We start from the raw sequence: 26,912 nt of genomic DNA, 5'->3' as shown, positions 1-26,912 counted from the left end.
TCGTTAGTCACGACAAAGGAGGCGTGACATGGCCGGGCAGCAACAGGCGCAGCGCAGTAATCTTGATCACCTGGTGAAGCACCGGCGGATCGACATTGACGGGGTCGATACGTTCTATCGCGAGGCGGGATCGGTTGGCGCGCCGGTGCTGCTGTTGCCGCATGGTTATCCCAGTTCGTCGGTGGAGTTTCGTGGGCTGATGCCTGTTCTGGCCGATGGATATCGGCTGCTGGCGCCGGACTTTCCGGGGCAAGGGCTGAGCGCGACGCCGGAGGATTTCGACTACAGCTTCGACGGCTATGCGCGCTTTCTCGAACGGTTCGTGGCGGCGCTGGGCGTCGCGAAGTTCGCGCTTTACCTGCATGACTTCGGCTCGCAGATCGGGCTGCGGCTGGCGATCGCACGGCCGGAGATGATCACGGCGCTGATCATCCAGAATGGCGATATCTACGAGGATGTGCTGGGGCCGAAATATGCGGGGCTCAAGGCGTATTTTGCCGACAAGAGTGCCGACAAGGCCAAGGCGATAGAGGATGCGGTGAGCGAGGAGGGGTTCAGGGAGGAATTTCTCAACGACCTGCGGCCGGAGCTGGCCGAGACGATAGCGCCCGATCTCTGGCAGTTTCACTGGTCGCTGATGACGTCGCGGCGCAAGGCCATCATTATCGATATCATCAAGGGACTGGAGCAGAACCTCGACTGGTTCCCGCGCTACCAGGCCTATCTGCGTAAGCACCAGCCGCCGACGCTGATCGTGTGGGGACCGCAGGATGGCTATATGCCGGCGGCGTCGGCGCGGGCCTATCTGCGTGATCTGCCGGAAGCGGAACTGCATCTGCTCGATGGCGGGCATTGGTTGCTGGAAACCAATCTTGGCGAGGTCACGGAGCTGATCGACGACTTTCTGGCGCGCACGCTCGTGCGACGCCCCTAGCGCATCTTGCTGCGCATCCCTACGTTGTCCTCAACAACAAGAACCCTGCCGAGTATTTCCATGTCCTATCACGAAGCCTTCGAACTCATCCGTGACGAGCGTATCGCGGAGACCAATTCGCAGGCGCAATTGTTCCGGCACAAGAAGACCGGCGCCGAGGTGCTGAGCCTCAGCAATGACGACGAGAACAAGGTGTTCGGCATCACCTTCAAGACGCCGCCGGAGGATTCGACGGGCATTGCCCATATTCTCGAGCATTCGGTGCTGTGCGGGAGCCGCAAATATCCGGTCAAGAAGCCGTTCGTGGAGCTGATCAAGGGATCGCTGAACACCTTCCTCAATGCCATGACCTTTCCGGACAAAACCGCCTATCCGGTGGCCAGCCAGAACCTCAAGGATTTCTACAACCTGGTCGATGTGTATCTCGACGCGGTGTTTTTTCCGCTGATCAGCGAGGACACGTTCCGCCAGGAAGGCTGGCACTACGAGCTTGAGGATGTGAACGCGCCGCTGGTCTATAAGGGCGTGGTGTTCAACGAGATGAAGGGGGTGTTCTCGTCGCCGGACTCTGTGATGCGCGACATTGTCCAGCGCTCGCTTTACCCCGATGTCACCTATGGCAAGAGCTCGGGTGGCGATCCCAAGGTCATTCCGGAACTGACCTATCAGCAGTTCAAGAGGTTTCACCAGACCTTCTACCATCCGTCCAATACGCGGGCGTTCTTCTCCGGCGATGATGATGCCGGCGAGCGGCTGGCGATTCTGGATGCGTATTTTTCGCAGTTCGAGCGCGCGCCTGTTGATGCCGAGGTGAAGCTGCAGCCGCGGTTCAATGCGCCGCGGCAGATCGTGGCGACCTATGCCGGCAACAAGGATGCGGGCAAGGCGCGGGACGGCATGGTCAGCGTCAACTGGATGGTCGATCCGGCCGCGGATCGGACGGAGGCACTGAGCCGGGGCATGCTGGGCTATCTCCTGGCGGGTAATGCGGCGGCGCCCTTGCGCAAGGCGCTGACGGAATCGGGGCTGGGCGAGAGCATGACCGGCGGCGGTATCGAGGGCGGGTTGCGCCAGCCCATGGCGACGTTCGGCATGAAGGGGATCGACGCTGCCGATGCGGGCAAGGTCGAGGCGCTGATCCTCAAGACGCTTGCCGACATTGCCGACAAGGGGTTTTCGGCCGAGCAATTGGCGGCAGCGGCCAACACGTTCGAGTTTTCGCTGCGCGAGAACAATACCGGCGGCTATCCGCGCGGCATGATCTATATGTTCAACGCACTGGGCACCTGGCTGCATGGCGGCGATCCGATTGCGCCGCTGGCCTTTGAGGATGCGCTGACGGCGATCAAGGAAAAGGCGGGCAAGGGGCATTTCGAAGCCGAAATCCGCCGGCTGTTCCTCGACAACACGCATCGCACCACGGTGACGCTGAGTGCCGACCCGGAGCAGGGGGCGCGCGAGGCGGCCAGGGAAGCCGAAATCCTTGCCGATGTGCGCAAGGGGCTGGATCAGGCGGCGCTGGAGGCCACGGTTGCAGCGACCGAGAGGCTCAAGGCGTTGCAGGAGGAGGTCGACGATCCGGCGCTGCTGGCCAAGATTCCGACGCTGGGTCTGGCCGACCTGCCGCGTGAGGGCAAGACGGTGCCGATCGAGATCGGCAGCCTGGCCGAGGCGCGGCTGTTCTATCATGACCTGCCGACGCTGGGGATTTTGTATCTCGATTTCGGCTTCGACCTGCATGTGCTCGACAAGGAGTTGCTGCCCTACCTGCCGCTGTTCGGGCGGGCGCTGCTGCAGACGGGCACCAGCAAGGAAGATTTCGTGTCGCTGACCCAGCGTATCGGGCGCACCACGGGTGGTGTTGCGCAGCACCGGGCCCTGTCGGCGCGGCAGGGCAGCGATGGCAGCGCGGCCTGGTTCTTCCTGTCGGGCAAGGCGGTGCCGGATAATTTCGAAGCCATGCTCGCCATTATGGGCGACGTGCTGCTCGATGCGCGGCTGGACAACCGGGAACGCTTCAAGCAGATGGCGCTGGAGGAAAAGGCGGGGTTCGAGGCCCGGCTGGTGCCGTCGGGCAATGCCATTGTCGATACGCGGCTCAAATCGGGGCTGACCGAGGCGAGCTGGATTGGCGAGCAATTGGGCGGCGTCAGCTATCTCAACTTCTTGCGCGAACTGGTGCAGCGGGTCGATAGTGACTGGGCCGGCGTCGAGGCGGCGCTAGTGCGCATTCGCGATACGCTATTCAATCGCGGCCGCATGGTGGTCAATGTTACCGCCGATGGCGCGCTGTGGGGCCGGGCCAAGGGCGAGATCGAGAGCTTCCTCGGGCGGCTGCCCAATGGCGATTTTGCTTTTGCCGACTGGGCCATCGATTATGCGCCGAAGTCGGAAGGGCTGATCATTCCGGCGCAGGTCAATTATGTGGGCAAGGGCGCTAACCTCAGGGCGTTGGGGTTCGAGTTGACCGGGGCGTCATCAGTGGTGCTCAAATTCCTCAACACCACCTATCTCTGGGACAAGGTGCGCGTGCAGGGCGGGGCCTATGGCGGATCTAGCCGGTTCGACCTGACCTCAGGCAATTTTTCGTTCCTCAGCTATCGCGATCCCAATCTGCTCAAGACCATCGATGCCTATGATGGGGCCAGCAAGGCGCTCAATGCCGGTATTGGCGAGAACGATCTGACGCGCTCGATCATCGGGGTGATCGGGGATGTGGATGGCTATGAATTCCCCGATGCCAAGGGCTATTCGTCGATGTGGCGGGAGCTGACGGGCACGACGGACGCGATCCGGCAGCGGCGGCGGGATGAGATTTTGGGGACTAATGTGGCGGACTTCCGGCGCATGGCGGAGGCGGTGGACGCGGTGGCGAAGCATGGGCACGTGGTGGTGCTGGGCGGCGAGGCGGCGATTATCGCGGCCAATGACAAGCGGCCGGGGTTGTTGGCGGTTAGCAAGGTGATGTGAGCCTTCCCTTCTCCCCTCGTGGGCGAAGGTGCCGAAGGGCGGATGAAGGGGGCTCTCGCCGCGTCTGGCATGGGCGAGCGCAGTACCCCTCACCCTCGCAAATCTGCTGAACGCAGATTTTCTATCCCCCTCCCACAAGGGGCGAGGGTGTCTACTGCGGGTGCGGCGCTCGATTGGCTGCACCCTGCTGACACAGGCTGACTATTCGTGCTGATCTTGTTGGCGGTGAACCAGCGGCGGTGAACCGGCGTTAGGGAGTGCCATGGCCAGCCAGATCCTCGACCGTAACCTGCATATTCGCGCCATCGACGCTTATATCGACCCCTCGGTGCCACGAGAACGGGCGATTATCACGCATGGGCATGCGGACCATGCGCGGTCTGGTCATGGGGCGGTGCTGGCGACGCCCGATACGATCGCGATCATGAAGACGCGCTATGGCGAGGATTGTGCCGGGCGGTTCGAGCCGCTGGATTTTGGCGTGCCCCTCCGGATCGATGACGTGACGATCACGCTGGTGCCGGCTGGGCATGTGCTGGGTTCGGCGCAGGTGCTCGTCGAGCAGGGTGGGCAGCGGGTGGTGGTGACCGGCGATTACAAGCGGCTCGCCGATCGGACCGCGCAGGCCTATGAATTGGTGGAATGCGATCTGCTGGTGACCGAGGCGACATTTGGGTTGCCGGTGTTTCAGCATCCGCATCCGAGGCTGGAGATTGCACGGCTGCTGAAATCGGTGGCCGACCAGCCGGAGCGCTGCCACATGGTGGGGTGCTATGCGCTGGGCAAGGCGCAGCGGGTGGTCGGGCTGTTGCGCGATGCGGGGTGGGACCAGCCGATTTATCTGCATGGCGCGATGATCCGGCTGTGCGAACTTTATGAGGAGCGCGGCGTGCCGCTGGGGACGCTGATCCCGGCGACGGGCATGGCCAAGGCCGATATGGCGGGGCAGATCGTGATCGCGCCGCCGGCGGCGATCCGCGACCGGTGGAGCCGGCGGTTTCCCGATCCAGTGACGTGCCAGGCATCGGGATGGATGAGCGTCAAGCAGCGGGCAAGGCAGGCTCTGGTGGAATTGCCGCTGGTGATCTCCGACCATTGCGACTGGGGCGAATTGCAGCAGACCATAAGCGAAACCAGGGCCGAGACCGTGTGGGTGACGCATGGGCGGGAGGATGCGCTGGTCTATTGGTGCCGCCAGCAGGGCCTGCAGGCCGAGCCGCTCAATATCCAGGGTTTCGAGGACGATGGCGGGGAGGGCGCGGAAGAATGAAGCGCTTCGCCCAATTGCTCGAACTGCTGGCCCTCACGCCGTCGCGGACGCGGAAGCTCATGGCGCTGACGCAGTATTTCCGCGAGGTGCCTGACCCCGATCGCGGCTATGCGCTGGCGGTGCTGACCGGGGCGCTGACGTTTCGCAATGTGAAGCCGGCTTTGCTGAAGGAGACGGTGCTGGCCGAGGTGGACGAGACGCTGTTCGCCATGAGCTACGACTATGTCGGGGATCTGGGTGAGACGATTGCGCTGATCTGGCCGCATCACGGGGCGGAGGGCGATTTGCCTGGGCAGGAGGACCTGCCCGGGCTGACGGAGCTTATCGAGCTGTTCAATACGACCAGCAAAGCCGAACTGCCCAAGCTGATCGCGGCCTTGCTGACGCGGGCCGGGATCAACGAGCGCTGGGCGCTGGTGAAGCTGGCGACCGGGGCGTTGCGGATCGGGGTGTCTGCACGGCTGGCGAAGACGGCGCTGAGCGAGATGAGTGGCGTGGATGTGCAGGAGATCGAGGAGGTCTGGCACGGGCTCAAGGTGCCTTATCTCGATCTGTTCGCGTGGCTGGATGGCAAGGCGGAGCGGCCGGATATCGACCAGTCGGCGCGGTTTCATCCGCTTATGCTGAGCAATCCCATCGACGAGGAGAAGGACCTGGGGCGGTTCGATCCCAAGGATTTCTCGGCCGAATGGAAGTGGGACGGTATCAGGGTGCAGCTCGTGCTCGGCGGGGGCACGGTGTCGCTATTTTCGCGGACTGGCGACGATATTGCGACCGCGTTTCCTGACATTGTCGAGAATGTGCACGGGGTCGCGGTGCTCGATGGGGAGTTGCTGGTAGGCCGGGATTTTGAGCCTGGCTCATTCAATGACTTGCAGCAGCGGCTGAACAAGAAAGTGGCCTCGGCCAAGCATCTTAAGGAGAGCCCGGCGTTCATTCGCGTCTATGACATGCTGTTCGATGGGCGAGAGGATGTGCGCACGCTTGGCTGGACCGAGCGGCGCAGGCGGCTGGAGACATGGTTTGCGGCCAATCCGCAGACGCGGCTGGATTTGTCCGAGGTGCTGCCCTTCGCCGATTGGGACGACCTCGCCAAACAGCGGCGGCAGGGGGCGGATGAGCATGGTCATGAGGGGGTGATGATCAAGCTGCGCAGTTCGCCCTATGTGCCGGGGCGGCCCAAGGGGTTTTGGTTCAAGTGGAAGCGCGATCCCAATGTGGTGGATGCGGTGCTGATGTATGCGCAGCGCGGGCATGGCAAGCGCAGCTCGTTCTATTCGGACTATACGTTCGGCGTGTGGAAGGGGAACGAGATCGTGCCGATCGGCAAAGCGTATTTCGGGTTTACCGACGAGGAGCTGAAGCTGCTCGACAAGTGGATCCGCGCCAATACGGTGCAGGCGTTCGGGCCGGTGCGCGAGGTGCGCAAGGAACTGGTGTTCGAGGTGGCGTTCGACTCGGCGCAGGAGTCGACACGGCACAAGTCGGGGGTGGCGTTGCGGTTTCCGCGGATCAGCCGGATACGCTGGGATAAGCCGGCGAGCGAGGCGGGGACGCTGGAGGATATGATGGTGTTTGTGGGTAGTACCTGAATTGGCAGTCGTCTCCCTCCCCCTTGCGGGGAGGGATCAAGGGTGGGGGATGATTGGCCCCGATATCGGGGCTCTCGCACCCCCACCCTAGCTCTGCTAAGGCCCGAGAGGGCCTAGCGTCGCTACCCTCCCCGCAAGGGGGAGGGTGAGCGCGGTGGTTGTGGAGGGATTTGAGATGTCATCGCGATCCAATCATTTGCGCCTGGTGGCGTTGAACAAGCAGATGGCTGATGCGGCTGAGGCGATGGATTTTGAGCTGGCGGCGAGGCTGCGCAATGAAATTGCGCGGCTCAAGGGCGAGGCTCCGGTGGTCGAGAGTGATGATGGCGGGTTGAGCGTGACGGTGGGTCAGCCGCCGCCGGGGGCGATGGGGCTGGGGACGCAGGTGCCGGTGCGACAGCCGCCCAAGGGGTGGGTCAAGCCGAAAAAGCCGGATGCGATGACCAGGCATGTGAAGGGGCGGCGGGAGTAGCGGGACGCGCTGCGATCGTCACCAGGGCGCGGGTGATTTGCGTTGCGGGGCCGGTAAGTGCAGGGCCTTCGGGTCAGGCCGAGGGTGACGGCGCTGGGCGGTCGGCAGAGAGCTTCTCCCACAGCGGGAGAACGGGGACTACCGAGAGCTCAGTGGGTCCAGGTTACCGACATCGTCAGGATCGCCCATGGATATGGGAAGCGCCGGAATTCAGCTCAGCGACCGCCTCGCGTAACCGCCGGGCGTTCAGAGAATCGCTCAGCAGATATCGGGCCTCGCGGCGTAACGAACGCGATAGCGCCAGTTGATCGGCCATGGGGCGCTGGCGCCGCCGGATTCTCCATCGCGTCAATGCAGTGTTCATGACTTCATCCCGCCTTTTCCAGCCGTTCATCGGCGAGTTTCTTGATCTCGCGGAGCTCAGCGATGGTGGTTTCGAGGTCGGCGCGCTGGCGTTCGAGGGAGGCCAGGCGTTCGTCGACCATGCCGACCAGCAGGTGAACCTGCTGGCCGCGATTGGCGTCGTAGAGGCTCAGATAGTCCGAGATATCGCGCAGCGAGAAGCCGAGGCGTTTGCCGCGCAGGATGAGGATCAGGCGAGCGCGATCCCTTCGGCGGAAGATGCGGGTGGCGCCGACGCGCTCGGGGGCGAGCAGGCCCTTGGCTTCGTAGAAGCGGATAGCACGGGTCGAGATGCCGAACTCCTTGGCGAGATCGGCAATGGCGAACAGGTCGCGATTTTCGGGCTCGGGGCGGTTCACTTCCTGGCCGCCCTGGTTTGCGCGTATTCGGTGCGCAGCTCCTTCTTGCTGAGCTTGCCGATCAGCGTCTTGGGGAGCGCATCCTTGAAGATGATTTCCTTGGGCATTTCAATCTTGTTGAGACGCTCGGCGACGAAGTGCTTGAGCTCCGCCTCGGTGACGGTCTTGCCGGGCTTGAGCTTGACGAAGGCAACCGGGGCTTCGCCGCGATAATCGTCGGGGACGCCGATGACATTGGTTTCCTCGACGGCCTCGTGGGTCATCAGCGCTTCCTCGATGGTGCGTGGATAGACATTGAAGCCGGAGCAGATGATGAGATCCTTGATGCGATCGACGAGAAAGACGTAACCGTCCTCATCCATGTGGCCGACGTCGCCTGTGCGCAGCCAGCCATCCATGAAGGCCTCGTTGGTGGCTTCGGGATTTTCGTAATAGCCGGCCATGACCTGCGCGCCCTTGACCTGCAATTCGCCATCTTCGCCGATGCCGACCGGCTGATTGGTGTCGATATTGACGAAGCGGATATCGGTGGCGGGCAGGGGCAGGCCGATGGACATGGGTTTACTGGGGACGCGTAGGGCGGCACAGCAAACCACGGGCGAGGCCTCGGTGAGACCGTAGCCCTCGGCGAGGATGGCTTTGGATTTCTTGCCGAACGCCGCACGGACTTCGTCGGGCAGGGCGGCGCCGCCGGAGATGGCGACTTCCAGGCTCGCCAATTGCTCCGCGGTCACATGATCGGCGCGGGCAATGGCGTTGAGCAGGGTGGGCACCGCGGGCAGGACATTGGCGCGGGTGCGGGCGAAGACGTTGAGTAGCGCCTTGAGCTCAAAGCGCGGCAGCATGACCACCTGGGTGCCGTTGCACAGCGGTACGTTCATGCACACCGTCATCGCGAAGATGTGGAAGAAGGGCAGGACAGCGATGACCTTGCTGGGCGGGTAGAAGAGACCACAGCCCCATTTATCGATCTGGCTCATATTGGCCGCGATATTGGCATGGGTCAGCAGGGCGCCCTTGGGCAGGCCGGTGGTGCCGCCAGTATATTGCTGGACGGCAATGTCGGTTTTGGAGTCGATCACCACCGCTTCAGGTGTCTCGTTGCGGGCGATCATGTCGTGGAAATGGGCGATCTTGTCGGCGACGGGCGAGGCGCTCAGCCTGGCCAGGTCTTTGCGTTTGGCGACCGAAAAGAGGATCTTCTTGGGCCATGGCAGAGCGTCGGGGAAGTGGCAGACGACCAGCGACTTGACCTCGCCCGCCTGGACCAGCTTCTCGGCTTTCTCGAAGATCTGCTGCAGATCCAGCGTGATCATCAGGTCGGCACCGGCGCTCCTGGTGATGTGGCTCAGTTCGTGGACGGTGTAGAGCGGGTTGCAATTGACCACGATGCCACCGGCGCGCAGCACGGCGTAGTAGGCAATGGGATAGAAGGGCGTATTGGGCAGCATCAGGGCGACGCGGCTGCCCTTCTTGATGCCGAACTGGCGTTGCAGGGCCCCGGCGAAGGCGATGATCTTTTTGGCAAGTTCGCCAAAGCTGGTGGTGCCGCCGAGGAAATCGAGGGCGGTGCCGGAGGGGTTCTTGGCGCAGGCGGCCAGGACCTGCTCATGGACGGGGCGGATATCGAGTTCGACATCCCAGGCAATGCCGTCGGGGTAGCTTGATATCCAGGGGCGGAGCGGGGCGGCGGTATCGATCGTCGTGTCCATGGCTTTCCTCCGGGTGCCGATTTTCGGCGTAGGGCTTGCTGCCCTAATATGACGAATATTTCATGGCTTTACGTTAGCGTCAAACAACTGTCCGAACTTTTGGAGGTGCCGTGCGTTGACGCGCAGGGCAGGACGGACAGAACGTATTGGGCAGTAGATTGACGTTTACGTAAAGCACGCTAAACTACGCCTCAACAGCAAGGGCCATGCGCGCTATGATCCCGGCGCGGCAGGCCCAATGACCAAGCCGAACGATTCGGCACTTCGGTCTGACGTTCAGGGATTTGCGTTGCCCCGCCCCGGCTGGTGCGGCAACGCCATGGAGGGCATGTCGTGACCTTTGCGCTTATCGCCATCAGCCTCGTCGTCTTCGCCGTTCTTGCGCTGCGGGAGAGTCCGCTTTGGCAATGGGGCGTGGCGGTCCTGGTGATCGGGCTGCTATCTGGCGTCGGCTTTCCGGAAAGTGGTGTCGCCTATGGGCTCGGGTTTGGCAGCTGGTTGCTGCTGGTGATCGGCGCCGTCCTGCTGCTGCTGAGTGTCGAGGCTATTCGCAAGCCGGTGCTGATCACCCCGGTCTACGGCGCTGTCAGATCCATCCTGCCGCGCGTCAGCCGCACCGAGCAGGAAGCGCTGGATGCCGGCACGGTGGGCTGGGACGCGGAACTCTTTTCCGGCCGGCCGGACTGGAGCAGGCTCAATGCCATTCGGCCGCTGACCCTGACTGCCGAAGAGCAGGCTTTCCTCGATGGTCCGACCAATGAGGTCTGCGCCATGATCGACGATTGGGACACGCGCAATAATCGCGCCGATCTATCGCCGGAAGTCTGGCAGTTCCTCAAGGACAAGGGTTTCCTCGGCATGCTGATTGCCAAGGAGCATGGCGGCCTCGGCTTCAAGGCGCAGGCGCAGTCGATGATCGTTTCCAAGATCGCCAGCCGCTCAGTAGCGGCGGGGATCACCGTCATGGTGCCCAATTCGCTCGGGCCGGGCGAACTGCTGGAAAAGTACGGCACGCATGAGCAGAAAGAGAAATATCTGGGGCGGCTGGCCAAGGGGCTGGACGTGCCGTGTTTTGCGCTGACCGGTGTGCATTCGGGGTCGGATGCGGGTGGCATGCGTGATATCGGCGTGGTCACCAAGGGGACTTACCAGGGCAAGGAGGTGCTGGGCGTCAAGCTTAGCTTCGACAAGCGCTACATTACCCTGGCGCCAATCGCCACGCTGGTGGGGCTGGCCTTCATTCTCAAGGACCCGGACAATCATCTGGGTCGCGGCGACAATATCGGCATCACGCTGGCGCTGGTGCCGCATGACCATCCGGGGGTCGAAATCGGTCGCCGCCATTTCCCGGCGCGGCAGGCCTTCATGAATGGGCCAGTGCGCGGCAAGGACGTGTTCATTCCGATGGAATTTTTGATCGGCGGTACCGAGTATGCCGGGCAGGGCTGGCGCATGCTGATGGAGTGCCTGTCGACGGGGCGGGCGATTTCGCTGCCGGCGATCGGCACGACCTCGATCAAGCAGGCGCTGCGGGTGACCTCGGCCTATGCGCGGGTACGGCGGCAGTTCGGCATTCCCGTTGGCATCATGGAAGGCGTGGCCGAGCCGCTCGGCGAGATGGTCAAGCGTGCCTATACCTATGAAGCGAGCCGGCGGCTGACCGCGTCGATGGTGGATGAGGGGCAGCGTCCGGCGGTGATTTCGGCGCTGCTCAAATATCGGACCACCGAGGCGATGCGCGAGAGCGTCGATGACAGCTTCGATATCCATGGCGGCCGCGCCATCCAGGATGGACCGGGAAATTACCTGTTTGGCGGCTATATGGCGACACCGGTGGCGATCACGGTGGAGGGCGCCAACATATTGACGCGTACGCTGATGACCTTTGCGCAGGGCGTGCTGCGGGCGCATCCGTTCCTCTACAAGGAAATCGAGGCGGCGCAGAACAAGGACAGGAAGGCCGGCATCGACCAGTTCGATCTGGCGTTCGGCGGGCATACGCGGTTCATGCTGCGCAATATCACGGCCAGTTTCCTGCATGGCGTTTCCAATGGCGCCTTTGCCTCGACGCCGAACCAGGGGCCGATGGCCGGCTGGTATCGCAAGCTCCATCGCTATTCGCAGGCCTTTGCGCTGACGGCGGACTGGACCACGGTGTTCCTGGGCGGGCAACTCAAGCGCAAGCAGAAGCTGAGCGGTCGCATGGCTGATATCCTGGGCGAGCTTTACCTGATGTCGGCGACGTTGCGCCGATTCGAGGACGAGGGTCGCATTGCCGAGGATAAGCCGCTGGTCGATGCCATCATGGCGGACCGGATCGCGGCGATGGAAAAGACCTTTGGCGAGGTGTTCGCCAATTTCCCCAATGGGCTGATGGCCAATGCCATGCGCTTCCTGTGCTTCCCGCTGGGGCGGCATGGCAAGCCGGCGACCGACCGGGTGAATTACCGGTTCGTGCGGGCGGTGCTGCGGCCGGGCGCGTTCCGCGATCGGCTGACTACGGGCACTTATGTGTCCATGGACCCCAATGACGTGACCGGCGTTCTGGAAGATGCGTTCATCAAGGTGACCGAGGCCGAGGAGATCGAGGCCAAGTTCGTCAAGGCGGCGCGCAAGGGCGTGATCGAGCGCCGGCTGGATCGCGATGCGATCGACGACGCCGTGGCGGCGGGCGTGCTTAATGACAATGAGGCCGGGATCATGCGGGCGGCGGACGAAGCCACCGATCGCGTGGTGAAGGTGGACGACTTTGCACCGGATGAGTTGGTGGCGGAACATAAGCATCGCGCTGCCGCGGAATAGGGACTGTGTTGGCAGTCGTCTCCCTCCCCTTGTGGGGAGGGACCAAGGGTGGGGGGTCTATCCGCGAGAGCGGAGTGCGTGACTTACCCCCACCCTCATTCCCTCCCCACAAGGGGGAGGGAGGCCGTTCGGTGGATGGGCGGGAATGGCGAAAAGCCGAGGACTTGAGGAGACAGCATGATCCAGCCGCAAATGCCTGAGACCAAGCATTGGAGCTTCCGCCGCGATGTGGAGAATCTGGGCTGGTTGACGATCAATACGCCGGGGCCGGTCAATACGCTGAGCCGCGAAGCGATCATGGAGCTCGAGGCGCTGGTGACGCGCTTTGAGGAGCTGGCGCAGAGCGACGAATTGGTCGGTGTAATCCTGCTCAGTGGCAAGGATAGCGGCTTTATCGCGGGCGCCGATGTCAGCGAGTTTGATGCGATGAGCGATTTCTCGGTGCTGCCGGAGGCGCTGAAGCGGACGCATGCGCTGTTTGCGCGGATCGAGGCGCTGAAGATCCCGGTCGTGGCCGGTATCCATGGCTTCTGCCTCGGCGGCGGGCTGGAGCTGGCGCTGGCGTGCCACTACCGGATTGCTGTCAATGACGACAAGACGCGCATCGGTTTCCCCGAGGTCGGGCTGGGCCTGTTCCCCGGCTTCGGCGGCACCGGTCGCTCGATCCGGCAGGCGGGGCCGGTCGATGCCATGCAGATCATGCTCACCGGGCGGATGCTCAAGGCCGGTGCGGCGCGGGGCCTGAACCTGGTCGACAAGCTGGTGCGGCATCGCGACATGCTGGCCTGGGAAGCGCGCAAAGCGGTGCTGCAGAAGCGCAAGTCGAGCGAGGCGGGCTTTGCCAAGAAGATCATGGCCGTGGGCATGTTGCGCGAATACGTCGCCAACAAGATGCGCGACGAGACCAAGAAGAAGGCGCGGCGCGAGCATTACCCGGCGCCCTATGCGCTGATCGACCTGTTCGAGAAGCACGGCAATGACTGGAAGGCGATGATCCGCGGCGAGGTCGATGGGTTCGTGCCGCTGATGGGCGGCGACACCGCGACCAATCTGCGCCGGGTGTTCTTCGCTTCGGAAGCGCTGAAGAAGCAGGGCACCAAGGGCGCCAAGTTTGCCCGCGTGCATGTGATCGGCGCTGGCGTGATGGGCGGCGATATTGCGGCGTGGTGCGCGTTGCGCGGCATGAGCGTGACGCTGCAGGATCTGGATATGGAGCGCATTAAGCCGGCGCTCGATCGGGGTAAGAAGCTGTTCAAGAAGCGGCTTAAGAAGAAGCACGAGGTCGATGCGGCGGTCCTGCGGCTGGAGGCCGATCCCACCGGCAAGGGCGTGGCGCGGGCCGATGTGATCATCGAGGCGGTGGTCGAGAAGCTCGAGGTGAAGCAGGCGATCTTTGGCGGACTGGAAGACAAGCTCAAGCCGGGGGCGATCCTCGCCACCAATACCAGCTCCATCGAGCTGGAGCGGATCGCGGAAAAGCTCAAGGCGCCGGAGCGGCTGATCGGGCTGCACTTCTTCAACCCGGTGGCGCAATTGCCGCTGGTGGAGGTGATCCGCTCGACCTTCAATACCGATGCCGAAATCGGCAAGGGTGCGGCGTTTGCGCTGGCCATCGGCAAGTCGCCTGTGGTGGTGAAGTCGGCGCCGGGGTTCCTGGTGAACCGGGTGCTGATGCCCTACATGCTGGGCGCGGTGCAGCGGGTGGAGGCCGGCGAAAGCAAGGAACTGCTCGATGCGGCGGCTGTGGCCTTCGGCATGCCGATGGGGCCGATCGAACTGATGGATACAGTCGGGCTCGATGTCGGCAAGTCGGTGGCGACGGAACTGGGCCATCAGGTGCCGATCGAGAGCCGGTTCGCGACGCTGGTGAGCGAGGGTAAGCTCGGCCGCAAGACGGGCGAGGGCTTCTACAAATGGGTGGATGGCAAGGCGCAGAAGGGCGAGACGCCCCCGCATGCCGATCTGGCCGGGCTGGGGCGTGAGCTGGTCAAGCCGCTGGTCGATATGACCGAGGTGGTGGTGGCCGACGGTGTGGTGGCCAATGCGGGCCTTGCCGATATCGGGGTGATCATGGGAACGGGCTTTGCGCCATTCCTCGGTGGTCCGCTGCAAGCAAGAAAAGACGGGAAAGCGTAACATGGCTGAACTTCGGAAAGTCGCGATCGTTGGTTCGGCGCGCATCCCGTTTGCGCGCGGCAATACGGCCTATGTGGATGAGACCAATCTCTCCATGCTGGGCACGACGCTTGCGGGCCTGGCAGACAAGTATGGGCTTAAGGGCGATAAGATCGACGAGGTGATGGCGGGGGCCGTCATCGGGCATTCCCGGGATTTCAACATCGCCCGCGAAGCCACGCTCGATGCCGGGCTGTCGCCGCGCACACCGGGGACGACGATGCAGATCGCCTGCGGGACGAGCCTCCAGGCGGCGCTGACACTGGGGGCCAAGATTGCCAGCGGCGAGATCGACAGCGGCATTGCGGCCGGGTCGGACACGGTGAGCGACAGCCCGATTGTCTTCGGCAACAAGTTCCAGCATCGCATGCTGGACCTCAACAAGGCGCGGACGACGGGCGAGAAATTCGGGGCGTTCAAGGGATTTTCGTTCGGTGAGCTGACGCCGGTGGCGCCTTCGGTCAACGAACCGCGCACCGGGCTTTCGATGGGCCAGCATTGCGAGCTGATGGCGCGCGAATGGGGTATTACCCGCAAGGCGCAGGACGAACTGGCGGTGGCGAGCCATCGCAACGCGGCCAAGGCCTATGACGAGGGGTTCCACGACGACCTGCTGGTGCAATGTGCCGGGCTGGTGCGGGACAATAATGTCCGTGCCGACGCGAACCTCGACAAGATGTCGACGCTGAAGGCGGCGTTCGACAAGACCAGCGGGCATGGCACGCTGACGGCCGGTAACTCGACACCGCTGACGGACGGCGCATCGTCGGTGCTGCTGGCCAGCGAGGATTGGGCCAGGGCGCGCGGGTTGCCGGTGCTGGCATACTTGACCATGGGAAGGGTGGCCGGCAACGACTTTGCCCACGGCGAGGGGCTGTTGATGGCGCCGACTATCGCGGTCAGCGAGATGCTTGCGCGGGCCGGGCTGGGCTTCGAGCAGATCGACTATTTCGAGCTGCATGAAGCCTTCGCGGCACAGGTGCTGTGTACGCTCAAGGCGTGGAATGACCCGACCTATTGCAAGGACGTGCTTGGACGCGACGCGGTGATGGGCGCCGTCGATCCGGCCAAGATCAATGTTAAAGGGTCGAGCCTGGCCTATGGCCATCCGTTCGCCGCGACGGGCGCGCGCATCCTGGGGCTCACGGCAAAGATGCTCTCGACCGAGCCGGGCAAGAGGGCGCTGATTTCGGTTTGCACGGCTGGTGGGCAAGGCGTCGCGGCTCTGGTAGAAAGTGCGGCATGAGCGATAACGTCGTCAAATTCCGCCGCATCGAGAAGAAACCGGAGCCCAAGCCACCCGGCAAGAAGCCGGAATTGCCCGGCTGGGTGCCTTTTGTGGTTCTGGTCGTGGTAGCCGTCGCAATTTACGGTGCACGACAGGCCGGCTTTTTCGGCGGTTGATGCACGATTTGTGCATCTTCAGACGCAGCCTAAGCATCCGAATACATTGAGTGTTAACAATTCGACTAGGCTTGACGCTTAGGTCAATGTTTTGCTTGTCAGTGGACGGAATACCGTAATACCGTCCACCAATCTTGACCGGAGGGTAAAACGTCCGGCCACAAGACCATTTTGAACTCCGCAACAACACGATTGCGGGAAAAATGATTCAGGGATTCTACAAGGAGATGGGACGAGCATGAAATTCACTCAAACCCTCAAGGCGGTAACGTCCGCCGGCGCGATTGCGCTGTTGATGAGCTCGGCGGCATCGGCCGTGACGCTCAACATGATGAACGGCTCGGAGCCCGGCTCCATCGACCCGCATCAGGCGTCGGGTGACTGGGAAAACCGCATTATCGGTGACTACCTTGAAGGGCTGATGGCCGAAGATGCCAATGCCGATGCCATTCCCGGCCAGGCCGAAAGCTACACCATTTCCGATGACGGCCTGATCTACACGTTCAAGCTGCGTGACGGCATCCAGTGGTCCGATGGCACGCCTGTGACCGCCGGCGATTTCGTCTTCGCCTTCCAGCGCCTGTTCAACCCGGCGACGGCGTCCGACTATGCTTACCTGCAGTTCCCGATCAAGAACGGCTCGGAAATTGCCGACGGTTCGGTGACCGATTTCAATGAACTGGGCGTCAAGGCGATCGACGACAAGACTGTCGAAATCACCCTCGAAGGCCCGACCCCGTTCTTCCTGCAGGCGCTGACGCACTACACAGCCTATCCCGTGCCGAAGCATGTGGTCGACAAGGTCGGCAATGAGTGGACCAAGATCGAGAACATCGTCTCGAACGGCCCCTACACCCCAACCGAGTGGACCCCGGGCAGCTACATCAAGTCGGTCAAGTCCGAGACCTACTGGGATGCCGCCAACGTCCAGATCGACGAAGTGAACTACTTCGTGCAGGACGACCTGGCCGCCGCGCTGGCCCGCTACCGCGCCGGTGAATACGACATCCTCACCGACATTCCGTCCGACCAGGCCGAGTGGATCAAGACCAACCTGCCGGGCCAGGACTATTTCGGCGCCTTCCTGGGCATCTACTACTACGTGATCAACCAGGAAAAGCCGCCGTTCGACAATCCTGATGTCCGCAAGGCGCTGTCCATGGCCGTCAACCGCGACGTGATTGGTCCCGACGTGCTGGGCACTGGCGAATTGCCGCTTTATGGCTGGGTTCCGGAAGGCACTGCCAACTATGAAGGCGTGGCGCTTTATGAGCCGTCCTGGATCGGCCTTTCCTATGAAGAGCGCGTGGCGGAAGCCAAGGCGATCATGGAAGGCCTGGGCTATACCGCGTCCAGCCCGCTGACCCTGCAGCTCAAGTACAACACCAATGACAACCACCAGCGTGTTGCGGTGGCCATTGCCTCGATGTGGGAACAGATCGGCGTCAAGGCCGAGCTCTTCAACTCGGAAACGGCCGTGCACTATGACAGCCTGCGCGCCGGCGATTTCGATGTTGGTCGTGCTGGCTGGCTGCTCGACTACTCTGACCCGTCCAACACGCTCGACCTGCTCCGTACCGGTATCATGCAGGACGGCGCGATGAACTGGGGCAACAACTACGGCCGGTTCTCGAACGAAGAGTTCGACAAGCTTATGGACCAGGCCACGACCGAGCTCGATCTGGCCGCGCGCGCCAAGATGCTCGGCGATGCTGAAAAGATCGCGATGGACGCCTCGGCTGCGATCCCGATCTACAACTACATCGCACAGAACGTCGTCGCCCCGTCGGTTACCGGTTTTGTCAACAACGCTGCGGACATTCACCGCACCCGTTGGCTGAGCAAGTCCGAGTAACAGCAATCCGCGGCGCCGCCCCTTGGGAGGGGCGGCGCCGCTATTCCATCTTGAGACACGCGACGCGGTGACTCGATGGATTTGAAAGGTCCGGACCCATGTTTGGATATGCTATGCGGCGCGTGCTATCGGCTTTGCCGGTTGCGCTGATCGCTGTCACAGCCTGTTTCTTCATCCTCAGGCTCGCCCCCGGTGGCCCCTTTGACGGTGAACGTGCGCTGCCGCCGACGACGCTGGCCAACCTGCGCGCCCACTACAATCTCGATCTGCCGCTGATCCAGCAGTACTTCATCTATGTGTGGCGGCTGCTACAGGGCGATTTCGGCCCGTCGATGGTCTATAACGACTTCACCGTGGCCGAGATGCTACGGATCGGTCTGCCCTTCACGCTGATGCTGGGCTTTTCGGCGTTTGTCATCGGCACCGTCGTGGGTCTGGTGGCCGGGGCGCTCAGCGCCGTCAACCAGAACAAGTGGCCCGACTACGTGCTGGTCTTTCTGGTGATGATCGGCCTCGTCGTCCCGAACTTCCTGATGGCCAGCGTTCTGCAACTAACGTTTGGCGTTTATCTCGACTGGTTCCCGGCCGGCGGCTGGCGGGCAGGGTCGATACCGCATCTGGTGTTGCCGATCACCGTGCTGGTGCTGCCCCATGCCGGGCGTACGGCGCGACTGATGCGCGGCTCGATGATCGAAGTGCTGGGCACGAACTATGTGCGCACTGCCCGCTCGAAGGGGCTCGGCACCCGGCTGATCCTGGCCCGGCATGCGATCAAGCCGGCACTCTTGCCGGTGGTCTCCTATCTCGGGCCGGGCCTTTCCTATCTCCTCACCGGCTCGCTGGTGGTGGAACAGGTGTTCGCCCTGCCGGGGATTGGCAAGTACTTCATCAGTGCGGCGCTCAACCGTGACTACGGCCTCGTGCTGGGAACGACCATTTTGTACATGTTCATCATCCTGGCGGTGAACCTCCTGGTCGACATCCTCTATGCCTGGCTCGACCCCAAGGTGAGGTACCACTGATGGCCGGCATTACTGGCAAGGACGCGCTGCTCACCGAGTATGCGCACAAGCTCGAAACCCTCGACGCTCCCAAGGGGCGCTCGCTGACGCAGGACGCCATCCGGCGCCTGGTGCGCAACAAGGCGGCTGTGGTTTCGGTGTTCGTGGTCGGCTTCATCGTGTTGTTCGCGTTTGTGGGGCCGTATTTCGTCCCGTGGACCTATGACAAGATCGACTGGAGCGGCATTCGCAAGCCGCCCAATTTCGAGGCCGGCCATTATGCGGGTACCGACCAGAACGGTCGCGACATGCTGGCCCGCATCATGCAAGGCACGCAGATGAGCCTGATCGTGGCGCTGGTCGCCACCATGGTTTCGGTCTGTATCGGGGTGGTCTATGGCGCAGTCGCCGGCTATTTCGGCGGCAAGGTCGACGCTGTCATGATGCGCTTCGTCGATATCATGTATGCGCTGCCCTACATCCTGTTCGTGATCATCCTGGTGGTGATCTTCGGGCGCAATCCAGTGCTGCTGTTCGTGGGCATCGGGTGCCTCGAATGGCTGACCATGGCGCGTATCGTGCGCGGGCAGACGCTGTCGATCAAGGAACGCGAGTTCGTCGAAGCGGCCAAGGCCGGCGGGGCCAAGCCCTGGACCATCATCATGCGGCACATCGTGCCCAACCTGACGGGTCCCGTGGTGATCTACGCCACGCTCACCATTCCCGAGATCATCCTGACCGAGAGCTTCCTCTCCTATCTCGGCCTTGGTGTGCAGGAGCCGCAGACATCGCTCGGCACGTTGATTTCGTTCGGTTCGCCGGTGGCGGAGACGCTGCCCTGGATGCTGATCGGACCCGCCGTGGTGCTGGTGAGCCTCTTGCTCTGCCTCACCTATATCGGCGACGGCCTGCGCGACGCGCTCGACCCGAAGGATCGCTAAGATGAAAACAGTCCTGTCCGTAGAGGATATGTCGGTCACCTTCGCCTTGCATCAGAGCGAAGTGCATGCCGTGCGCGAGATGAACTTCGCCCTGTCGGAGGGCGAGACGCTTGCCGTGGTCGGTGAATCCGGCTCGGGCAAGAGCCAGGCCTTCCTCGCCATCATGGGGCTATTGGCCAAGAATGGCCGGGCCGCCGGCAAGGCGATGATGGGGGATATCAACCTCATCGGCATGGAGCCGACGCAGTTGGACAAGCATCGCGGCAAGGATATCGCGATGATTTTCCAGGACCCGATGACGTCGCTGAACCCGACGCTCAAGGTCAAGACGCAGCTGGGCGAGGTGCTGGTCAAGCATCGCGGCTTCGACAAGCAGAAGGCGGTCAAGACCGCGATCGAAATGCTGGAACGGGTCGGTATTCCCGAGCCGGTCAAGCGCGCCAATGCCTATCCGCATGAGCTATCGGGCGGCATGCGGCAGCGGGTGATGATCGCGATGGCGCTCTTGTGCCAGCCCAAGATCCTGATCGCCGACGAGCCGACAACGGCGCTCGACGTGACGGTGCAGGCGCAGATGCTGGACCTGTTCAAGACGCTGACCGAGGATTTCGGCACGTCGCTGGTGCTGATCACACACGACCTGGGCGTGGTGGCCGGTGTCGCCGATCGCATGATGGTCATGTATGGCGGGCGGGCGGTCGAAAAGGGCAAGACAGACGATCTGTTCTATGATCCGCGCCATCCCTATACGCTGGGGCTGCTGCATTCGACGCCGCATATCGCCAAGCGCGCCGCAAGGCTCGATCCGATCCAGGGCCTGCCGCCCAGCCTCGAACACCTGCCCAAGGGCTGCTCGTTCAATCCACGCTGCGCCTTTGCGTTCGATCGGTGCCTGGTCGAACGGCCCCCGCTGACCGAAACCGGCGAAGGCCGCGAAAAGGCCTGCTTTTATGAAGGCCCGATGGCCTATGGAAAGGTCGCTTGATGGACCAGACCCCGATCAACCTGCTCGAAATCAAGGATCTCAAGAAGACCTTTTCGCTTTCGGGCGGCCTGTTCAGCAGCCGGCTGACGCTGACGGCGCTGGAAAATATCAACTTCAATATCCGCACGGGTGAGACGCTGGGCATCGTGGGCGAGAGCGGCTGCGGCAAGTCCACGCTCGGCCGCTGCATCCTGCAATTGCTGAGCCCCGACGAAGGCCAGGTGCTCTGGCTGGGGCAGGACCTGACCAAGCTGCCGGCCGAAGAGATGCGGCAGCGGCGGCAGGACCTGCAGATCATTTTCCAGGACCCGCTGGCCTCGCTCAACCCGCGTATGACGGTGGGCGAGATCATCGCCGATCCGCTGCGCACGCTGCGGCCGGAGCTCAACAAGACCGAGCGGCGGGCGCGCGTGCTCAAAACGATGGAATCGGTGGGCCTGCTGCCCGAAATGATCAACCGCTATCCGCACGAGTTCTCGGGAGGGCAGGCACAGCGCATTGGCATCGCCCGGGCGCTGATCACCGAACCCAAGCTGATCGTCTGCGACGAGCCCGTATCGGCGCTCGACGTGTCGATCCAGGCGCAGATTCTCAACCTGCTGGCCGAGCTTAAGGACGAGTTTGGGCTGACGCTGATCTTCATCTCGCACAATCTCTCTGTGGTGCGGCACGTGTCGGACCGTATCCTGGTGCTGTATCTCGGGCGCATCGTGGAGCTGGCGACGGGTGACGAAATCTATGATGAGCCCCGCCATCCCTATACGCGGGCGCTGCTGACGGCGGTGCCGATCCCCGATCCGAAGCTGGCGCGACAACGCAATATCGACGCGCTCAAGGGCGAAATCCCCTCGCCGATCAATCCGCCTTCGGGGTGCACGTTCCGGACGCGTTGCCGGTTTGCCAAGCCGTTCTGCGCCGAAACGCGGCCACCGCTGGAGACGATCGAGAATGGCCGGCTGGTGGCCTGCCACCGCTGGCGCGAGATCGATGTGCCGGAAGAGGCTGTGCTGGGGGTGTAAATGAAGGGCCCGCTTTGGCGGGCCTTTTTTGTTTGAGGGGGTACCCCCTCCTAGCCTCCCCTGATAGGGGGAGGGACCGATCGAGTGTGAGTACGATTCCGCCTCAACCACCAGGCGAATTCCTCCCCCTATCAGGGGAGGTTAGGTGGGGGTACTCCGCTGCCGTCTCACACAGCCAAGTCGTCGAAAGCGCGCCGGATCCGCCCGGCCATCTCCGCCATTTCCGCGTCGGACAGCTTGAGTACGCCGTGTTCGGCCATCAGCGCGTGGTATTGCTGCTGCGCATAGGGCACGCCCGCGGGCAGGGGTGCGACGTGCCAGTGCAGGTGGCGGTTACCATCCTGGCTGCCGAGGGACAGCACGTAGATGCGTTCGGCAGCAAAGACCTGCTTGAGGGCGCGTGCGACACGGTGGACCACGGCCTGGAGGTGCAGATAGGCCGCGGGCGTGAGGTCTTCGGCCAGGTCCTCAATATGGGCCTTGGGGCAGACCAGTGTGTATCCCGGCAAGGTCGGGTATTTGCTCAGGAAGACGATGTGGTCGTCATCCTCGGCGATGACGTGGTGGGCATAGGCCGAGTCGCCGCTGACCAGGCCGCAGATGAAGCAGGGGCCGTGCTGGCTGCGCAGCACCAGGCCAGCCAGGTCGAATGGCTGGCGGGCCACTAGCTAGCCTTGGTCTTGGCGGCGTCGCGCCGGTCGTTGCCGCCCACATCGACCACCTTGCGGCGGCGGTCCGGGCCTTGATAGGCGGGAGCCTCGATGAAGCCGCGGGGATTGGCCTCGATATTGGTCAGTCGCGACTGCAAATGGCTGGCGGCAAAGGGCTTGCGCAGGAATTCGGTCACGCCGGCGTCGCGGGCCTCGGCGATCCGCTTGGCGTCGGGTGCGGCGCTCATCATGATCACCGGAATATCGCGATTGGGATTATCGACCAGTGCGCGTAGCTTGCGGGTGAAGGCGACACCATCGAGGCCGTCAAGGTCGGCGTCGATGATCAAAACATCGAAGGCACGGCGCTTGAGTTCTGCCAGCGCCTTGGTGGCGTCGAAGGCCTCGCGGATGTCCTTGCGGCCCAAAGAGCGCAGCATCTGGCCGACCAGGCTCGCCATGTGGGGCGTGTGATCGGCGATGAGCACGCCGTACTTGGTAATTTCCTCTGAGGCCATGTAATGTCGATGCCCGAAACTTAGGTGCTGGCAGCATAAAGAGGGGGCCTTGCCATGAGCTTAACAGGCGTGGCCGGTTTGCTGGCCAAGGCTGTGCGGGAGAGGGGAAAACAATGACTTTGCTGCGTTGACAGGGCAGGTCAATTTCCCTATGTATGCCGCCAAGTTTCCGGGCGGCGCTTAGAGAAAACTCTTGGGCGCCCCTTTTGTTTGACCAAGGAATCGATCGATGAAAGTCCGTAACTCGCTGAAGGCGCTGATGACTCGCCACCGCGCGAACAAGCTCGTCCGCCGTCGCGGCCGGGTTTACATCATCAACAAGGTGGACAAGCGCTTCAAGGCCCGCCAGGGCTAAGCTTGCCGACCAATAGTATGCATTGCAAAGCCCGCGAAAGCGGGCTTTGTTGCGTTTGCGCCGCCGGTGCGGCGCCAAGGACTGGCGATGCGGCGATCCCATACCATCAGCGTCTCGATCGATCGTTCCTATGACGACGTCTATGCCTACCTATCCAAGCCCAGCAATTATGGGCATTGGGCAGCGGTCGACACGGGTACATTCCGGCCGCTGGCCAATGGCGATTGGCAGGCCAATACACCCTTTGGCTTCAGGTATTTCCGCTTCACCCCGCCCAATGCCTTCGGCGTGCTGGACCATGCGATCTTCGAGCCGGGTCAGGCGGTATGGTACAATCCGATGCGGGTCGTGCCCAACGAGCTGGGCAGCGAGGTGAGCTTCACCTTCTTTCGCCGCGATGGCATGGACGACGCGCAATTTACCTCGGCCGTCGAATGGATCACCACCGACTTCCTGGCGCTCAAGAGCCTGCTAGAGGCACAAAGACGCCCCTAGCGTCAGAGCGTGGAGAGGACGGCCGCCAGGGTTCGGATGCCGGCATGGATGCTGGCTTCGGAGACCTTGGAATAGCCGACGAGAAGCGTGGTCGGTCCAACGTCGCCGCCGAGGGTGTGTCGGGACATGTAGGTGAATGCGAGACCCCGGCGGGCGGCCACGGCCGCCAGCTCGGCCTCGTCGTAGCGCGCCGGCAGAATAATCGAGGCATGCAACCCCGCCGAAATGCCTGCGACCACTGCTTGTGGCGCGAACTCGGCCAAGGCGGTGATCAGCGCCTGGCGTCGCTTGCGATAGATCAGCCGCATACGGCGCAGATGCCGGTCATAGTCGCCGCTGGTGATCAGCACGGCCAGCGCGTGCTGCTCGATGCGGCTGATGCCGTAATCCTGCAGGCGCTGCTCCTCGTGGACAAAGCCCAGCAAACGCGGCGGCAGGACGAGCCAGCCAAGCCGCAAGCCGGGCGCCAGGGTCTTGCTGGCCGTGCCGGCATAGACCACGGTATCGGGGTCCAGCCCCTGCAGTGCCGCGACCGGCTTTCGGTCGTAGCGGAATTCGGCGTCATAATCGTCCTCGACGGCAAAGCCGCCGCATTGACGTAGCCAGCCCAGCAATTGATGGCGGCGCTCGCCGCTGAGCTGCGCGCCGGTGGGGTATTGGTGCGTGGGGGTGAGGAGGGCGGCCTCCACGCGCTGTTCGACGACCTGGGCGACATCGACGCCGGCGTCATCAACCGGTATGCGGACCAGGTTCAATCCAACGGCGGAAAGCGGCGTCAGATTGGTATATCCCGGATCTTCGACGGCGATCCGCGTGATGTCGGCGCGGCGCAGGGCCTTGGCGACGAGGCTGCGCGCCTGCTCGAAGCCGCCGGTGATGACGATCTGGTCCGGGCTGGTGACGATGCCGCGCACCCTACCCAGATAATCGGCCAACGCATGACGCAGGACCGGGACGCCGTGGCGGCCGGCATAGCCGAAATCGGCCGGCTCCATGGCGGCCAGGGCCTTGCCGGTCGCCTTGAGCCATTGGGCCTTTGGAAACGAGGTCAGGTCGGGCGTGCCGATGCGGAAATCGTAGCGCAGCGTCGGGGTGGCCGCGGGCGCCGCCGTTTGAGCCTGCGGCGGGGCGGTGGCGGCCATCGGGGCAACCACGGGAACCGCCCCCTGCCGCACGGTGATGAAGCCTTCGGCCGCGAGCTGTTCATAGGCTTCGCTGATCAGGGGGCGTGAGACGTCGAGTTGCCGGGCGAGTTCGCGGGACGATGGCAGGGCCAGGCCGGGCTTGAGGGAGCCCAGGCGAATGGCATCGCGTAGCTGTTGCTCGATCTGGCCGCGCAGCGTCAGCGGACCGTCGCGATCTAGGCCAATAAGCAATTCGGTGCGCCGACTGGTCAACTATTTCTCTCCAAACTGGCGATTTAGCGCATAGCCAGTCTCGCACAAACTGTCCTCGAAGCAATAAGGCAGTTTTGGCAAGGAGAGGTTCGATGGGTATTTTCAAGCAAGTCGCGATAGTCGTTCGCAGGGCACTGGCTGTGCAGTCGCGCTCGCGGCTGCAAAGGTTGGCCCTGGCGGAGTTGATCGCCTTCAACCCGGCAAGGCTGGATGAATTGGGGATCGATCTCATTGCGGTGCAGGAGGCGATGCGCCAGCCACGTCCCGACCCGACACAGAAGCGCTCGACGGGCCGCCGGCATGGGAAGGGCACCTGCGCGCGCGGCAGCTATGTCGGAGCGTCACGTCCTGCCTAGGCGCCTTGCAGCCGTCTCGCGGGTTCGGCCTGGTGCAGGTAGACGGCGAAGGTGTCCCAAGGCGGGGTGACGGACACCTGCCAGAGAATCCGGCCGACCTCGCCGCGATGATAGCCCCCATGCAGCGCCACCTGGCTCAGCATCTCCCCGCGGTCATGTAGCCCTTTTCGCCATCGGTGAATGCGAAGGCGATAGGCTGCTCCAGATCGGCGGCCGAAACAGAGGTGATGTAGTCGCGGTACTCGCGATCGGAGGCGGCCATGGCCATGCGCAACTCCTCGAGCGCCGGTGTTTCCTCGGTATTGTCGGAGACATAGGCGTGGGGTATGCCGCGCAGGTGGGCCGAGAAAATCCGGGCAACGACATAATAATGGTTGATCAGGCGCAGGGCGGTGTGCAGCTCGCTCTTGTGGCGCTCCGGGTCCAGCGTGGCCAGCTTGGCCAACAGGTCGGCATTGGCCCAGGCGTGATAGTCGTAGATCTTGGCAAGCAGGTTGGTCATTGACGCGAGAGCCTCTATTTCGACAAATGTGAGCTATGTCTCTACATTTTATCGGGGGAGCCTCAGGTGTCCACTCGCGTTGCAAAGTCGCAGCCGACCATGCGGAAAGAGCCTCGGCAGGCCCGTTCGCGGGTCACGGTCGAACTGATGCTCGAGGCTGGGGCTCGCGTTTTGAGCAGTGAGGGTTGGGCCGGGTTCTCGACCAACCGAATTGCCGAACTGGCCGGCGTGAGCATCGGTTCGCTTTACCAGTACTTCCCGGACAAGGTGACGCTGGTGGCCGCCATCCGGCAGCGCCACCTGGACGACTGCCTGGCAATCCTGCGGGATATGCGACCGGACGGGCTGACAGCATCAGAGTTTGCCGATCGGCTGGTGGGGGATATGATCGCCGCGCACAGCATCTATCCGGGTCTGCACAGGGCCTTGCTCGACGAGGCGCCGAGTTCGGATGAGTACCTCAATCCCAATAGCGCGTTCGAGCGTGAGTATCTTGGTTACTATGTCACGGCGATCGCGCATTATTACCGGCGTGCGCCAAACGCGGCCGATCACGTCGCGGCGCTGGTCATGTCCGATGCGATCGATGGTGTCATCCACAATGCGGCGCGACGAGGCGCGCTGAAGGATGCGGCCGTTCGGCAAGAGCTGACGCGGCTGGTGGGGCTGTATTTGGGTGACGCAGTTGAGCAGGAGTGAGGTGGCTGCTCGAGAGGGCGGCGGCTAGGATTGCGGAGGGGCTGCTT

The 26,912-nt window shown here is 62.9% G+C and carries 24 protein-coding genes; 18 read left to right on the top strand and 6 right to left on the bottom strand.

Annotated features, from left to right (window positions below; genetic code table 11):
• Positions 1 to 28: 28 nt before the first annotated feature.
• The 5 genes from MF606_RS17580 to MF606_RS21720 all read left to right on the top strand — a co-directional run bounded on the left by MF606_RS17580 (position 29) and on the right by MF606_RS21720 (position 7,238).
• Positions 29 to 934 carry an alpha/beta fold hydrolase gene (locus tag MF606_RS17580; RefSeq protein ID WP_240230628.1) on the top strand — a complete coding sequence of 302 codons (906 nt, stop codon included), beginning with the start codon at positions 29 to 31 and terminating at the stop codon, positions 932 to 934.
• 60 nt (positions 935 to 994) lie between these two features.
• Positions 995 to 3,904, top strand: coding sequence for an insulinase family protein (locus MF606_RS17575; protein WP_240230627.1), 2,910 nt, complete (start codon positions 995 to 997; stop codon positions 3,902 to 3,904).
• A gap of 262 nt (positions 3,905 to 4,166) precedes the next feature.
• Positions 4,167 to 5,174: a ligase-associated DNA damage response exonuclease gene (locus MF606_RS17570; protein WP_240230626.1), complete on the top strand. Its 1,008-nt coding sequence runs from the start codon at positions 4,167 to 4,169 to the stop codon at positions 5,172 to 5,174.
• Positions 5,171 to 6,766 carry a cisplatin damage response ATP-dependent DNA ligase gene (locus tag MF606_RS17565; protein ID WP_240230625.1) on the top strand — a complete coding sequence of 532 codons (1,596 nt, stop codon included), beginning with the start codon at positions 5,171 to 5,173 and terminating at the stop codon, positions 6,764 to 6,766. Before MF606_RS17570 ends, MF606_RS17565 begins: the two co-directional genes overlap by 4 nt.
• Positions 6,767 to 6,941: 175 nt before the next feature.
• The gene (locus tag MF606_RS21720) at positions 6,942 to 7,238 is read left to right on the top strand and encodes a UvrB/UvrC motif-containing protein (protein WP_420842218.1); all 297 of its coding nucleotides are present in this window, start codon (positions 6,942 to 6,944) and stop codon (positions 7,236 to 7,238) included.
• 368 nt (positions 7,239 to 7,606) lie between these two features.
• Here MF606_RS21720 and MF606_RS17555 read toward each other — a convergent pair whose 3' ends face one another.
• Together MF606_RS17555 and MF606_RS17550 are read right to left on the bottom strand one after the other, a co-directional pair.
• Positions 7,607 to 7,999: a MerR family DNA-binding protein gene (locus tag MF606_RS17555; protein ID WP_240230624.1), complete on the bottom strand. Its 393-nt coding sequence runs from the start codon at positions 7,997 to 7,999 to the stop codon at positions 7,607 to 7,609.
• Positions 7,996 to 9,711, bottom strand: a complete 1,716-nt coding sequence (locus MF606_RS17550) for a long-chain-fatty-acid--CoA ligase (RefSeq protein WP_240230623.1) — start codon at positions 9,709 to 9,711, stop codon at positions 7,996 to 7,998. The genes MF606_RS17555 and MF606_RS17550 overlap by 4 nt, the downstream gene beginning before the upstream one ends.
• A gap of 333 nt (positions 9,712 to 10,044) precedes the next feature.
• On the opposite strand from MF606_RS17550, the gene MF606_RS17545 reads away from it, so the two are divergent.
• From MF606_RS17545 to MF606_RS17505, 9 genes are all read left to right on the top strand, one after another.
• Complete coding sequence (locus tag MF606_RS17545) at positions 10,045 to 12,513, top strand: acyl-CoA dehydrogenase (RefSeq protein ID WP_240230622.1); 2,469 nt, start codon at positions 10,045 to 10,047, stop codon at positions 12,511 to 12,513.
• A 177-nt stretch (positions 12,514 to 12,690) separates the two neighbouring features.
• Positions 12,691 to 14,649: a 3-hydroxyacyl-CoA dehydrogenase NAD-binding domain-containing protein gene (locus MF606_RS17540; RefSeq protein WP_240230621.1), complete on the top strand. Its 1,959-nt coding sequence runs from the start codon at positions 12,691 to 12,693 to the stop codon at positions 14,647 to 14,649.
• Between the two features lies 1 nt (position 14,650).
• Positions 14,651 to 15,934, top strand: a complete 1,284-nt coding sequence (locus MF606_RS17535; RefSeq protein WP_240230620.1) for an acetyl-CoA C-acetyltransferase — start codon at positions 14,651 to 14,653, stop codon at positions 15,932 to 15,934.
• Complete coding sequence (locus MF606_RS17530) at positions 15,931 to 16,092, top strand: hypothetical protein (protein ID WP_240230619.1); 162 nt, start codon at positions 15,931 to 15,933, stop codon at positions 16,090 to 16,092. The genes MF606_RS17535 and MF606_RS17530 overlap by 4 nt, the downstream gene beginning before the upstream one ends.
• A gap of 238 nt (positions 16,093 to 16,330) precedes the next feature.
• Positions 16,331 to 17,947, top strand: coding sequence for a peptide ABC transporter substrate-binding protein (locus MF606_RS17525; protein ID WP_240230618.1), 1,617 nt, complete (start codon positions 16,331 to 16,333; stop codon positions 17,945 to 17,947).
• Between the two features lie 98 nt (positions 17,948 to 18,045).
• Positions 18,046 to 18,969: an ABC transporter permease gene (locus MF606_RS17520; RefSeq protein ID WP_240230617.1), complete on the top strand. Its 924-nt coding sequence runs from the start codon at positions 18,046 to 18,048 to the stop codon at positions 18,967 to 18,969.
• Positions 18,969 to 19,889, top strand: coding sequence for an ABC transporter permease (locus MF606_RS17515; protein WP_240230616.1), 921 nt, complete (start codon positions 18,969 to 18,971; stop codon positions 19,887 to 19,889). Before MF606_RS17520 ends, MF606_RS17515 begins: the two co-directional genes overlap by 1 nt.
• Position 19,890: 1 nt before the next feature.
• A complete protein-coding gene (locus MF606_RS17510; RefSeq protein WP_240230615.1) occupies positions 19,891 to 20,874 on the top strand; it encodes an ABC transporter ATP-binding protein in 984 nt (327 codons plus the stop codon).
• Positions 20,874 to 21,893 (top strand): ABC transporter ATP-binding protein, encoded by a 1,020-nt coding sequence (locus MF606_RS17505; protein ID WP_240233886.1) that lies wholly within the window; start codon positions 20,874 to 20,876, stop codon positions 21,891 to 21,893. Before MF606_RS17510 ends, MF606_RS17505 begins: the two co-directional genes overlap by 1 nt.
• 167 nt (positions 21,894 to 22,060) lie before the next feature.
• On the opposite strand, the gene MF606_RS17500 is transcribed toward MF606_RS17505, so the two are convergent.
• Entirely contained in the window at positions 22,061 to 22,558 is a 498-nt protein-coding gene (locus MF606_RS17500) for an HIT family protein (protein ID WP_240230614.1), read from the bottom strand.
• Positions 22,558 to 23,061, bottom strand: coding sequence for a response regulator (locus MF606_RS17495; protein WP_240230613.1), 504 nt, complete (start codon positions 23,059 to 23,061; stop codon positions 22,558 to 22,560). The genes MF606_RS17500 and MF606_RS17495 overlap by 1 nt, the downstream gene beginning before the upstream one ends.
• Before the next feature lie 229 nt (positions 23,062 to 23,290).
• Here MF606_RS17495 and ykgO point away from each other — a divergent pair, with 229 nt between their 5' ends.
• Both ykgO and MF606_RS17485 read left to right on the top strand, forming a co-directional pair.
• Positions 23,291 to 23,416 carry a type B 50S ribosomal protein L36 gene (gene ykgO / locus MF606_RS17490; RefSeq protein ID WP_046139985.1) on the top strand — a complete coding sequence of 42 codons (126 nt, stop codon included), beginning with the start codon at positions 23,291 to 23,293 and terminating at the stop codon, positions 23,414 to 23,416.
• Positions 23,417 to 23,503: 87 nt separating this feature from the next.
• Positions 23,504 to 23,911 carry an SRPBCC family protein gene (locus tag MF606_RS17485; protein ID WP_240230612.1) on the top strand — a complete coding sequence of 136 codons (408 nt, stop codon included), beginning with the start codon at positions 23,504 to 23,506 and terminating at the stop codon, positions 23,909 to 23,911.
• 2 nt (positions 23,912 to 23,913) lie between these two features.
• Here the strand turns inward: MF606_RS17485 and pdxR are convergent, their stop codons facing one another.
• Entirely contained in the window at positions 23,914 to 25,308 is a 1,395-nt protein-coding gene (pdxR, locus tag MF606_RS17480; protein ID WP_240230611.1) for a MocR-like pyridoxine biosynthesis transcription factor PdxR, read from the bottom strand.
• Positions 25,309 to 25,400: 92 nt separating this feature from the next.
• Here pdxR and MF606_RS17475 point away from each other — a divergent pair, with 92 nt between their 5' ends.
• Entirely contained in the window at positions 25,401 to 25,664 is a 264-nt protein-coding gene (locus tag MF606_RS17475; protein WP_240230610.1) for a hypothetical protein, read from the top strand.
• A gap of 136 nt (positions 25,665 to 25,800) precedes the next feature.
• Here the strand turns inward: MF606_RS17475 and MF606_RS17470 are convergent, their stop codons facing one another.
• Complete coding sequence (locus tag MF606_RS17470; RefSeq protein ID WP_338084384.1) at positions 25,801 to 26,166, bottom strand: DinB family protein; 366 nt, start codon at positions 26,164 to 26,166, stop codon at positions 25,801 to 25,803.
• Between the two features lie 66 nt (positions 26,167 to 26,232).
• Here MF606_RS17470 and MF606_RS17465 point away from each other — a divergent pair, with 66 nt between their 5' ends.
• Positions 26,233 to 26,865, top strand: a complete 633-nt coding sequence (locus MF606_RS17465) for a TetR/AcrR family transcriptional regulator (RefSeq protein WP_338084383.1) — start codon at positions 26,233 to 26,235, stop codon at positions 26,863 to 26,865.
• Positions 26,866 to 26,912: the final 47 nt, after the last annotated feature.

The organism is Devosia lacusdianchii (genome assembly GCF_022429625.1).
Classification (GTDB): Bacteria; Pseudomonadota; Alphaproteobacteria; order Rhizobiales; family Devosiaceae; genus Devosia; species Devosia lacusdianchii.
Note: the sequence above shows the minus strand (reverse complement) of the source record. Positions and strands in the feature narration are given on the sequence as shown.

Bases quoted from the DNA above. Each gene is read 5' to 3' on its own strand.
- MF606_RS17580 (WP_240230628.1), top strand. From the start codon at position 29: ATGGCCGGGCAGCAACAGGCGCAGCGCAGTAATCTTGATCACCTGGTG.
- MF606_RS17575 (WP_240230627.1), top strand. From the start codon at position 995: ATGTCCTATCACGAAGCCTTCGAACTCATCCGTGACGAGCGTATCGCG.
- MF606_RS17570 (WP_240230626.1), top strand. From the start codon at position 4,167: ATGGCCAGCCAGATCCTCGACCGTAACCTGCATATTCGCGCCATCGAC.
- MF606_RS17565 (WP_240230625.1), top strand. From the start codon at position 5,171: ATGAAGCGCTTCGCCCAATTGCTCGAACTGCTGGCCCTCACGCCGTCG.
- MF606_RS21720 (WP_420842218.1), top strand. From the start codon at position 6,942: ATGTCATCGCGATCCAATCATTTGCGCCTGGTGGCGTTGAACAAGCAG.
- MF606_RS17550 (WP_240230623.1), bottom strand. From the start codon at position 9,711: ATGGACACGACGATCGATACCGCCGCCCCGCTCCGCCCCTGGATATCA.
- MF606_RS17540 (WP_240230621.1), top strand. From the start codon at position 12,691: ATGATCCAGCCGCAAATGCCTGAGACCAAGCATTGGAGCTTCCGCCGC.
- MF606_RS17535 (WP_240230620.1), top strand. From the start codon at position 14,651: ATGGCTGAACTTCGGAAAGTCGCGATCGTTGGTTCGGCGCGCATCCCG.
- MF606_RS17530 (WP_240230619.1), top strand. From the start codon at position 15,931: ATGAGCGATAACGTCGTCAAATTCCGCCGCATCGAGAAGAAACCGGAG.
- MF606_RS17525 (WP_240230618.1), top strand. From the start codon at position 16,331: ATGAAATTCACTCAAACCCTCAAGGCGGTAACGTCCGCCGGCGCGATT.
- MF606_RS17520 (WP_240230617.1), top strand. From the start codon at position 18,046: ATGTTTGGATATGCTATGCGGCGCGTGCTATCGGCTTTGCCGGTTGCG.
- MF606_RS17515 (WP_240230616.1), top strand. From the start codon at position 18,969: ATGGCCGGCATTACTGGCAAGGACGCGCTGCTCACCGAGTATGCGCAC.
- MF606_RS17510 (WP_240230615.1), top strand. From the start codon at position 19,891: ATGAAAACAGTCCTGTCCGTAGAGGATATGTCGGTCACCTTCGCCTTG.
- MF606_RS17505 (WP_240233886.1), top strand. From the start codon at position 20,874: ATGGACCAGACCCCGATCAACCTGCTCGAAATCAAGGATCTCAAGAAG.
- MF606_RS17495 (WP_240230613.1), bottom strand. From the start codon at position 23,061: ATGGCCTCAGAGGAAATTACCAAGTACGGCGTGCTCATCGCCGATCAC.
- ykgO (WP_046139985.1), top strand. From the start codon at position 23,291: ATGAAAGTCCGTAACTCGCTGAAGGCGCTGATGACTCGCCACCGCGCG.
- MF606_RS17485 (WP_240230612.1), top strand. From the start codon at position 23,504: ATGCGGCGATCCCATACCATCAGCGTCTCGATCGATCGTTCCTATGAC.
- MF606_RS17475 (WP_240230610.1), top strand. From the start codon at position 25,401: ATGGGTATTTTCAAGCAAGTCGCGATAGTCGTTCGCAGGGCACTGGCT.
- MF606_RS17470 (WP_338084384.1), bottom strand. From the start codon at position 26,166: ATGACCAACCTGCTTGCCAAGATCTACGACTATCACGCCTGGGCCAAT.